General features: G+C 47.6%; 7 protein-coding genes. 3 read left to right on the plus strand and 4 right to left on the minus strand.

The window, feature by feature from the left end:
- Positions 1–13: 13 nt before the first annotated feature.
- A complete protein-coding gene (locus tag COV06_00365; protein ID PIR47843.1) occupies positions 14–487 on the minus strand; it encodes a hypothetical protein in 474 nt (157 codons plus the stop codon).
- A gap of 108 nt (positions 488–595) precedes the next feature.
- On the opposite strand from COV06_00365, the gene COV06_00370 reads away from it, so the two are divergent.
- From COV06_00370 to COV06_00380, 3 genes are all read left to right on the plus strand, one after another.
- Complete coding sequence (locus tag COV06_00370; protein PIR47844.1) at positions 596–790, plus strand: hypothetical protein; 195 nt, start codon at positions 596–598, stop codon at positions 788–790.
- A gap of 122 nt (positions 791–912) precedes the next feature.
- A complete protein-coding gene (locus COV06_00375) occupies positions 913–2,235 on the plus strand; it encodes a hypothetical protein (GenBank protein ID PIR47845.1) in 1,323 nt (440 codons plus the stop codon).
- A 48-nt stretch (positions 2,236–2,283) separates the two neighbouring features.
- A complete protein-coding gene (locus tag COV06_00380; protein PIR48095.1) occupies positions 2,284–2,913 on the plus strand; it encodes a hypothetical protein in 630 nt (209 codons plus the stop codon).
- A 36-nt stretch (positions 2,914–2,949) separates the two neighbouring features.
- Here the strand turns inward: COV06_00380 and COV06_00385 are convergent, their stop codons facing one another.
- The 3 genes from COV06_00385 to COV06_00395 all read right to left on the minus strand — a co-directional run bounded on the left by COV06_00385 (position 2,950) and on the right by COV06_00395 (position 5,788).
- Positions 2,950–3,201, minus strand: coding sequence for a hypothetical protein (locus tag COV06_00385; protein ID PIR47846.1), 252 nt, complete (start codon positions 3,199–3,201; stop codon positions 2,950–2,952).
- A gap of 103 nt (positions 3,202–3,304) precedes the next feature.
- Positions 3,305–4,360 (minus strand): hypothetical protein, encoded by a 1,056-nt coding sequence (locus COV06_00390; GenBank protein PIR47847.1) that lies wholly within the window; start codon positions 4,358–4,360, stop codon positions 3,305–3,307.
- Positions 4,361–4,408: 48 nt separating this feature from the next.
- Positions 4,409–5,788, minus strand: a complete 1,380-nt coding sequence (locus tag COV06_00395; protein PIR47848.1) for an AAA family ATPase — start codon at positions 5,786–5,788, stop codon at positions 4,409–4,411.
- Positions 5,789–6,127 lie beyond the last annotated feature (339 nt).

The raw sequence follows: 6,127 nt of genomic DNA on the forward strand, positions 1-6,127 counted from the left end.
TCTTAACTATGACCTACACTTGGATTTGAATATCCATTTCGCTCCCTGCGTCTGTGGATCCTTCAATATTGGCAACGACTTTCAACTTGTAGACACACTTATTTTGTGTTGCCATGTTGTTGATTTTGTTGAGCGCTCCCATGATACCTGTTTGGTTTGCGGCGTCTCCGATGATTTGTACGGGCAAAGAGAAAGGAAACTGCTTTTGCTCACCTGGATGAATAGCAAATGGCTCTGTAATGGTTTGCTGGGCAATCGTAACGAAGCGAATATTTTGCGATTGGCTGCCACCTACCTGGTAGGATGTTTGTTCCTCGGCCATCACGAGCTCTGCCTTTATGTCTTTAATTTGTTGATCCATCTTTCCGCCAACAAGTGTTGCGGTAAAATCAAGATTTGTTCCATTCTGTATCGTTCCAGGTCCATTAATCGTTAATTTGCTGCCTCCGATGTTTAATGCGCCCTTTACTTTGTCAAAAAAACCCATAGGTTGTGGATAAGTAGGAGTAATACCTCTATTTTATCCTAGTTTGTACAAAAACAGCAATGCGAATAGATGTTATACTGGAATCGTTAAATCATAACCATTGTCACTATGGGACTATGCGTTGCTTGTAATGCTGATGTAGAAGACATGGAGGCTCACGCTGCCGAAATGCACCCAGTTGTAGCGGAAGCGCCTGTTGAAGCAGCTCCAGAGGTCGCTTCAGAAGCGCCTGTCGAGGCACCTGCTGTTGAGGCAGCTCCAGAAGTCGCTCCAGAGGCTGCTCCTGAAGCTCCTGCGGAGTAATAACTCTTTGAGTTGAGAATCCGGTGCCTACGTGCGCCGGATTTTGTTTTTTGTCGTTTGAGGACATCTGTGTCTCTCTTGGAATTTGTGATAGTCTTCAGCTATTGTTATTGAAACCTCGTATGACGCAACATAATCGTCTCGCATTTTTGCCTTCTCGACCAACCGTCACGGCGTGGGTCGTGTCTGGTATCGCAATCCTTTTGTGGCTTGGCTTGCAGCCTTTGCGTGTGCGGTTTGCGGACGTTCCTTCGCTCTTGCAGAGCATGAGCCAGTTGTCTGGAATTCTGGGGCTCGTGTTATTTTCTCTGACATTATTTTTAAGTGCACGTTTTAGATGGATGGAGCGACTTATGGGGGCATTAAACCGTGTGTACATTGAGCATCATCTTATTGGCGCACTGGCATTTTTATTTTTGCTTATACATCCGGTGATTGCGTTGGTTTACGCGTTACAAATTCATCGACCAAACATGGCACAGCTTATCGTCCCTGGATTGGATCTTGCGTTGACATGTGGAATCCTATCACTTTGGTTATTGATCACTCTTATGATACTAACGATGTATTTGCGGCCACGCTACGGTCTTTGGCGAAAAACACACCAATACATGGGGTTGGCACTTTTCCTCGGTGGTTTACACGGGATGTTGATTACGAGTGACGTAAGTTCGTCCCTTGTGTTGCGTTGGTATGTGTTGGGACTCGCGGCGATCGGGTTCTGTGTCTACTTAGCCTACACTGTTTTAAATCGTGTCAGTGTAAAACGATACGCCTACACGGTCGCTGGCCTACATCGAATAAAAGACAATGTTTTAACCGTGGATCTTACACCAACATCTCAGCCGCTTTTATCTGTGGCCGGCCAGTTTATCTTTATCCGGTTTTTACTTGATGGACGTTGGTCTGAAACGCATCCATTCTCCCTCACGTCTACGGCTACAGAAACGGGTTTGGCGATCTCATTCAAAATATTAGGCGACGATACACAACGCTTCTTTGATCTCATTCAAGAGGGGACGCGTGCACAGATCGAAGGACCGTTTGGCACGTTTGGTCAGGAGCTTGCAAGCACTCATCATGCGGTGTGTGTCGCGGGCGGTATTGGTGTGACGCCATTTTTGTCACTCTTACAAACGATACAATCACATCAATCGATTGATGTATACTACGCCGTGAAGAATACGCAGGAAGCTGCTCATCTTGCGGATCTCGAGCGGATGGCCGCTGCATCGGTCGGAAAGATTCAGATCCGTCCGTGGTATTCAGAGGCGCAGGGATTCCTTACGGGTGAGGCCATCCAGAAGGCGTGCAAACTTGAAGCGAATGACCATGTGTTTGTTTGTGGGCCTCCGGGGCTCATGCGTGCCGTTCGTTCTCAGCTTGTGCGACTCGGTATTGCAAACCTACAGATTCATTCAGAAGAATTTTCTCTTGATTCCTAACGCATGCTTAAAAAATTGATTCCTGTATTTTTAGTCCTGTTTGTCCTCATGAGTTTTGGTGCACTGTGGCTTTCCTACGCGTATCCGTCCACCGTTGCTACCCCAACAGGCACGGTGATAAATTCGTTGTTTGGAACACCTTCGTCAGCAACGGGGGGAACGAGTGCAAAACAGAAATTCTACACAGTGACAGAGACCGCAAATCATAAAACACCAAGTGATTGTTGGTTGATTGTGCGTGGATCTGTATATGATGTTTCTTCCTATCTTGGGGCTCATCCAGGTGGACGACGTGTGATTACGGACCGATGTGGTGGAGAGGTGACGTCTGTTTTTAGCCAGATTCACTCAAACCGTGCGTGGAACCTCCTTGGTGCATACTTGATAGGAACCGTTGGAACAGCTCCTGTTTCCGGGACGCCCGTTGCAGCAATATCAACCACGTCAGCGGTTTCTAACCTCTCACAAAAGGTTATCGCTGCATTCCCTGGCAGCGACGTGTTAAAGGTCGAGCCGCAGGGGACGGGATACCATGCGGTGGTTGTGTCGGGGCAATCGTTGATTGATGTTGTGCTGAATGACCAGGGTACGATTGTGTCTCAACAGGTACGTGACGACGAGTTTGAATGGTTCTGGCATGCAGATGACGACGAGGTACAAGAGTGGAAGGACTCGTAATGAGTCAATAAAAAATACCCATTGCGGGTATTTTTTTTATTTCAGCAAATACCGTGCCCCTTTTTGTTTACAAGAGGTGAGGGTAATGATAGTTAGGTCGCCGTTAGTAAAGAACTGATCGCCCGCAAAGTTTTGTCCAAGTACAGGGGGAGAGAAGGGGGCTGTTTGTACGTCTGCGGCAAGGCCTGTGCGTATGAGGTCATTGATAAGAAAATCGTGCGTGGTACCTGGAGCGTGCAGATTGCGAGGCGGTTTCTTGTTCAAATCCAAAATCGTGAGGCTAGGCATGATAAAACGAGGGTGTCATGGGAGCCGTTGGGTAGGAATTGTTTTTAATCGTAGCAAAGGAGACATCCTCAACTGATTCCCAGGATGGATGATCTGCCATGGCCTAGCCCGCTTGATGAAACACATCCACCAAACAAGTCTCGTCACCAATGAGAATGAACGAGAGGGGCTCCTGCGCGTTTCCAAGCAGTGTCTCTGTGGATCGGGGTAGCCTCTGTTGATCAAAAAGCGAGAGGATCTCGGAAGAAGCGATACTCTTGTTCTGTGGTCGCTCGCCGGTCGTAGAAAACAGAGGTGCCTTAATCATTAGTACGACCCCAATACCAATGAGACAGAAAAAACTTGGCAATAACCACACAAGGGATACTTTGTGCCAGTTGATGGCTGTTTTACGTTCCGAAAGCCATTCAATAGCCGTTACTGCAAACAATACGCTTGCAAGTCCAATGAGGTTGCCGGCGAGAACATCACTTAAATAGTGCACGCCCAGATAGAGTCGACTTGCATCAACAAGGATCATGAGACAGAGAAACCCAAACGTGATGCCAAGTCGCGCCAACCAAGACGTTACCTTGCGCAAACAAAGATAGGTGACGAATCCGTAAAACACTACAACGGTGGTTGCATGACCACTTGGGAAAGAAAAAGAGTCCTCAACGACAGCTCGAAAACTTGGTCGTTCGCGATGAAAAAGGAGCTTTCCCAAAAATGCCACGCCCTCGCCTGGAATGAGTGCAAGCCAAACACCAAGTGCCAGCAACCGCTGCTTATTGTATAGGAGGACGCCAGAAAGGATGCTCGCAGCAATGAGGACAATCCAAACCTCACCAAAGAGCGTGATGCCATAGAAGACAGATAGCGCTTGTACGTTTCGGACCGCAAAGAGGAGGTTAGCCAGACGCGCGTCCAAAGCGATGAGCGGATCGGTGGCGAGATAGTCTTGAATGACTCCCAAAAGTGTAAAAATCGTTAAGATCAGGACGATCGAGACAATGGAAAGTGGTAGACCGGTAAATCGCTTGGTTCCAAGACGTGATTTGAGGAAGTTAAAGGCGCGTGGATGCTTATGACCCCACGCTTGCACGGGAGATTGTCTAAAAAAACCGGCCAACGCGGCGTCGATGCGTTGTGGAAGGGTTCGATGTTGTGTGTGTTTCATAGAAAGTACATCCAATGTACCACGAACATGAGGCTGATTCTAGCGATATTATGAACTGGCATTTGCTCGCTCCATAAACGTTAGCACAGATTGATCGACAATAACGTCCTTGGATCGGAAGGGTTTTAGAAGGGTGATTCCTTTGAATGTCGTGCAGCGACTCAACGCCACATACATCTGACCATGCGCAAATGCTCCCCAGCCAATGTCTACGAGTACGTGATCAAACGTTTTTCCCTGTGCTTTATGAATCGTAACCGCCCAGGCAAGCGTAATGGGGTACTGTAAATAAGAACCCACAACTGTCTCCTCAAAATGTCCGCCCTGCAACTGATATTCAAAGACCTCCCATTTGTACTGGGCAACGTCCACAAGCGTTCCGTCTTCAAGTTCTACCTCCAGCGTTGGAAATTTACTTAATCCGTGTTTTTGAACGCGTCGAATAATGCCAAGAGACCCATTAACCCACTTTTTTGCGGGGTCATTGGTAGTAAACATAATGCGCGCGTTTTCTTTAACCTTGAGCGTGGCCTCGGATGGCATTTTGCGATCGGTAAGCTCTCCCGTGGTTTTTGCTTTTAAGACCCATTCTTGGCCGGGAAGCTGCTTGAGTTCGTGATCGTTACGCTGCTGCGCCATTTTGTTGGTGGTGGTGAGGTGAACTACGTAGTGGCTGCTCTCCGTTGGATCAAAATACGGGGAGTGAAGCTGATTCCATTCCAGAATATCTGCGGCCTTCAGACTTCCTGTACGGACGTTGTTAAGAAGATCTACAAACGACTGTTCCTTTTGCCGGTGCACGTGTTGAAGTTCGATTACGCGAATATCGGTTCCCTGCATGACGGTGGAGGAAAAGAAGTAGGGCGACGCATACTCGGTTTCAAAGCGATGTTGATCGTCGCGTGTCACGACTGGTGGCAGTTGAAACAGATCACCAATAAAAATCATCTGAACACCTCCAAACGCTTCTTGCATACGGTTACGATTGAGTCGAAGTGCACGGTCTACACAGTCCAAAAGATCTGCTCGTACCATGGAAATCTCGTCTATAATAATGGTCTCTAGTTTTTCAAAGAATTCGAGATTTTCCCGGGATGCTTTTCGTACAAGCTGCGCATTGATATTGGGATGAAAGCCAAAAAACGAATGGATGGTTTGACCCTTTACGTTCAATGCTGCCACACCCGTTGGGGCAAGAACAACGTGCTTTTTGTTTGATTGTGTACGGAAATACTTAAGAAGAGTGGATTTTCCCGTGCCGGCACGTCCCGTGAGAAAGACGTGATCGTCGGAATTCTCCATAAGCGCATAGGCTTGCTCGAATTCTTTTGTGATTTTGATGAGTTTCCCATTTCCGTCACGCAGGGAAGGGAGAGAAGATTTGATGGGCGTTTTTGTAGGCCACTGTTTTTTTGCGGGTTTTTTCATGGGGGTATTTTAGCACATTGGGTATCCACAGAGATGAGATCATGGGATTTGTGTGTGTCAAGGGTTCCTCGGGCTTTGTGTCCCAAGGACATTCGACGGCTCCTGCGGCCGTCTCATTGACGCAGCGAACAAAAGACCTTCGTATTACTCAGGGCCAAGCTCTTTTGTCCACTGAGCCCCTTGGGACACAAAACCCTCGTCACAACACTTACTGAAGTCCTTCGCCGACTTGTCCCTTATTTTTTGCACAACTCCTCGCTCCTACATTGCCAGAATCCTTCGCCGAGGATCCTTATCTTCAAACACATGCGTTTTGAGAATCTTTCGCATAGGCTTCAG

The sequence above is a fragment of the Candidatus Uhrbacteria bacterium CG10_big_fil_rev_8_21_14_0_10_50_16 genome (genome assembly GCA_002774875.1).
Lineage (GTDB): Bacteria > Patescibacteriota > Patescibacteriia > UBA9934 > UBA11717 > UBA11717.